The organism is Sphingobium sp., from assembly GCF_041987595.1.
In the GTDB taxonomy this organism is placed as follows: Bacteria; Pseudomonadota; Alphaproteobacteria; order Sphingomonadales; family Sphingomonadaceae; genus Sphingobium.
Genome location: NZ_JBHIWJ010000188.1, coordinates 273 through 3,288 on the forward strand (window position 1 = coordinate 273; position 3,016 = coordinate 3,288).

At 60.6% G+C, this 3,016-nt stretch carries 4 protein-coding genes; 1 reads left to right on the plus strand and 3 read right to left on the minus strand.

All coding sequences use genetic code 11. The annotated features are described in order from the left end of the window. Positions 1–26 precede the first annotated feature (26 nt). The 3 genes from ACFC3J_RS22565 to ACFC3J_RS22575 all read right to left on the minus strand — a co-directional run bounded on the left by ACFC3J_RS22565 (position 27) and on the right by ACFC3J_RS22575 (position 2,292). Positions 27–530 carry an ester cyclase gene (locus tag ACFC3J_RS22565; RefSeq protein ID WP_009823722.1) on the minus strand — a complete coding sequence of 168 codons (504 nt, stop codon included), beginning with the start codon at positions 528–530 and terminating at the stop codon, positions 27–29. A 38-nt stretch (positions 531–568) separates the two neighbouring features. Continuing rightward, positions 569–886 carry a 2Fe-2S iron-sulfur cluster-binding protein gene (locus tag ACFC3J_RS22570; RefSeq protein ID WP_066762691.1) on the minus strand — a complete coding sequence of 106 codons (318 nt, stop codon included), beginning with the start codon at positions 884–886 and terminating at the stop codon, positions 569–571. 89 nt (positions 887–975) lie between these two features. Next, a complete protein-coding gene (locus ACFC3J_RS22575; protein WP_375198157.1) occupies positions 976–2,292 on the minus strand; it encodes a sulfotransferase in 1,317 nt (438 codons plus the stop codon). A gap of 124 nt (positions 2,293–2,416) precedes the next feature. On the opposite strand from ACFC3J_RS22575, the gene ACFC3J_RS22580 reads away from it, so the two are divergent. After that, positions 2,417–3,016 (plus strand): AraC family transcriptional regulator (locus tag ACFC3J_RS22580; RefSeq protein ID WP_375198158.1); only part of this gene is annotated, 600 nt, incomplete at its 3' end.

Genomic DNA, 3,016 nt, shown 5'->3' on the forward strand with positions numbered 1-3,016 from the left:
CGGAAGAAGAACAGCAGCGCATCTGCTTATTTGTAGGGGTCGACCGGCTGGGGGACTTCCACCACGCCGATGTCTTTCAGCATGGTCAGCACGTCGGAAATGCTGAAGATGCTGACGATCTTGTCGTCCTTGAACTTGACGATCGAGAACCAGTTGACCTGAAACTCATTGCCGGTCGGCTGCACGCCCATATAGGGTCCGCCCACATGCTTGCAGTAGTGGGTGGCGTAGATCCAGATCTCGTCGTCGCCCTTGCCGACCGCGTCGATGGTCTTGTAGGCGGCGGGGAAGAAGGTCTTGTAGAGCGCGACCGGCGAGGTCTTCCACTCTTCATAGGTGCCCAGATCCGGCCGGTTGGGGTTGCCGTACCGGAAATCGGGATGGAAAAACCGATCCATGCCGTCAAAATCGCCGGCGTTCAGGGTTTCCTGCAGGTCGGTCCAATGCTTGACCATCTGCTTCTGCTTGTCGGTCAGTACGGTCGAATCCGACACGTCCAGCTGTTCACGAATATCTTCTTTCCAGGCCACGATAGTCCTCTCTCATACATTCAGGATTGGTGTTGTGCTCAGTCTTCAGGAGCGATGGTGATCGTAAGACCCGACAGGGCTTCCGTCATCATGACCTGACAGGACAGGCGTGAATAGTCGTTGCGGTGCGGCGATCCATCCAGCAGATCGCTTTCGTCGTCCGATACCGGGGGCAGGGATTGAGCGAAGGCCGGGTCGACATAGACATGGCATGTCGCGCAGGAACAGCAGCCGCCACACAGCGCCAGCAACTCATCGAAACCGGAATCTCTTATGGCTTCCATTACCGAGCTATCCGCGGATGCATTGATCGTCTGCTGTGCGCCGTCACGGGTGATGACATTCAATTCGGGCATGGCATTCCTCCGGTGGAATCGAAAGTAATGCCCCTGCTAATCAGCGCGCGCGGATTTCCATCCTGTCGAAAGGCAGGTTGTGAGATGGGCTATTTCACCTCGACCTGCACCGGGAACCGATCGAAATAGAAAGCGAAAGGGCGGCGCAACTCCTCGCCGGTCACACGGAAATCGCGCTCCAAATCGTAAACGATCTTGCCCTTGGCCTGCTCGCCATGTTCGGCCAGATAGTCGTGCAGGTTGGCTAGAGCCTCATCGGTCAGCGGGATGTCGGCAATGCGATAAATCTCTTTCAGAATCGGATCGGGATTTTTGATCCAGTCATGAAAATAGACGTCGATCGTCTGGTCGGGGGGCAGGATGTCGCGATCCCGCACGCAGGCGCGGAGCAGCTTTTCATAGCGGTCGGGCCAGTAGCCGAGCGGCTCCTGAATATCGATCGTCTTGCGGAACATGCGCGCCGCATAGCTGTACATGGTGAGCTGGGACCGGATCGACCCGACCGGATCGCGATGGGTCAGGACGAAGGTGGCGTCGGGAAAGGTCTTATAGAGGGCGGGCAACTGCTCCATATGCTGGGGGCATTTGATGACCCAGCGGTTCGGTCCGTTCAGGAAGGTCAGGACCTGGAGGCCCTTCTTCAGATAGGCATAGGTGCCCGACTGGTCGTGGCTCAGATAATAGTCCCGCCAGCGCGGCACACGCGCCAGCCACTCGATCAGATAGGAGGAGAAATCGACCGCCTGAAGCTCGATATCCTCGCTGATATGATCGGGCGAAAATTCGTGCATGATCGCCATATAGGGCAGGATGGATTCCATCATCCGCCAGCCCTGTTCGGCCTTGGTCCAGCGCGGATTGCTATCCTCTTCCGTCGGGGTTTCGTCCGGGGCGGGAACCGGCGCGATCGCTTCCCACCAGGGCAACGAGCGGAAGCGGCGGTCTGCCGACAGCAGGCCGAGCAGATGCGTCGTGCCCGATCGGGGAAGGCCCGCGACGATGATCGGCCGGTCGATCTGAATGTCCAATATCTCCGGGTGGCGCTTCACTATGTCCTCGATTCGCAGGCGCGTCGCGGCAAAGCGGATCATCATCTGGAACAGATTGGCGCGCGTGACCGCAGAGGCGTTGGCATCCTCGTCCACCGCCTGGCACCAGACGGCCAGCCGTTCGCGAAAATCCTCCGCGCCGAAATCCGACAGCCCGGTCTGCGCCTGCGCTGCGGCCAGGATGACCTCTGGCTTCAGGACGATCTGGTCCGCCGCCGCCTCGGCCCCGGCGATCACCTGCTTCTGGACATCGGTCAGCACGGGGTGATGCAGGTCGGTAATGTCGATGATGTTCCGGCGCGCGGCCTCTTCCTGCCCGGCACTGCCCATGTCGCTCTCCTCTTTTCGATGCGCCATCTAAAAGCGCGGACCCTTTCTTCCGCAAGGTGCGCAGCCATCGCCGCCGCGCCAAATACTCCGCAAAAGCGCCATGCTAGGCAGCGATGGCGTCGCGGCAGGCGAAACTGTTCGGAGAGGTTGGATGCACGCTGTTTCCCACGTCTATGATCTGCCCGTCACGCCGGCCATGGAATGCACGGTCCGGGGTCGGATCGCGCTGCCCGGCGTGGTGATGGAATTGCATCATTATCGCTTCCGCGGCCAGCAGGGCGGGGTCTTTTCGTCGCCGCGCAGCTTTCTCGATCTTGCGCTATCCCCTCGCCCGGGTCGTCCTTGCGGCGGTTATGGCGGGATGGAACAGGGCAGGGCCAGCGCCCTGGGCGACGTGCTGTTCGTTCCGGCGCGAAGCGAACTGCATACCGAGTGGGGCGAGGGTGAGCAGACATCCATATGCTGCGGCTTCGACGGGATGGGCTTCGATCATGACGGGCCGGACCTGTCGAGCGACGCATTGCAGGCTTCGCTCGACGTGCGCAGTCCGACTGTGCGCGAGGCGCTGCGGCGTATCGCCGGCGAGATTGCGCAACCCGGCTTTTGCAGCGAGATGCTAACGCAGGCGATATGGCTTCAGGCTGCGATCGAATTGCAGCGCTATCTGCGTGGTTCGGCGCGCGATGGCGGAACGGGAGGAGGCGGCATGTCCCGAACCCAGCTTCAACGCATCGAGGATCGCGTCGAACAG

Bases quoted from the DNA above. Each gene is read 5' to 3' on its own strand.
- ACFC3J_RS22570 (WP_066762691.1), bottom strand. From the start codon at position 886: ATGCCCGAATTGAATGTCATCACCCGTGACGGCGCACAGCAGACGATC.
- ACFC3J_RS22575 (WP_375198157.1), bottom strand. From the start codon at position 2,292: ATGGCGCATCGAAAAGAGGAGAGCGACATGGGCAGTGCCGGGCAGGAA.